This window comes from Mycobacterium sp. KBS0706 (assembly GCF_005938675.2).
In the GTDB taxonomy this organism is placed as follows: domain Bacteria; phylum Pseudomonadota; class Alphaproteobacteria; order DSM-16000; family Inquilinaceae; genus Inquilinus.
This window is the reverse complement of the sequence record NZ_VCCH02000432.1, coordinates 1-252: the sequence shown is the minus strand read 5'-3', so window position 1 is coordinate 252 and position 252 is coordinate 1. Positions and strand designations below refer to the sequence as shown.

The window sequence follows — 252 nt, the reverse complement described above, 5'->3', positions numbered from 1 at the left end:
TCGCCACGCAGACGCAGCACGATCGGGATGTTGTAGGCCGGGCTCGGACCCTCCAGCCGGAACAGGAACCACAGACGCTGCTGCGCATACGACAACGGGATCCGCTCCGGACGCTCCCGCCGCTTCAGGCCCGCTCGGCCCTGCCGCGCCGTGCCCAGCCGCTCCGCCAGCCCCGACACCGTCGGCGCCTCGAACAGGCTCCGGATCGTCACCTCCACCCCCAGGCTCGACCGGATCCGGCCGATCAGGTGG

1 protein-coding gene is annotated in these 252 nt (G+C 71.8%); it reads right to left on the bottom strand.

Features of this window, described 5'->3' with window-relative positions; genetic code table 11:
* Nucleotides 1-252: phosphopantetheine-binding protein (locus tag FFK22_RS43710; protein WP_186003001.1), on the bottom strand; the 252-nt coding region annotated here is incomplete at both ends.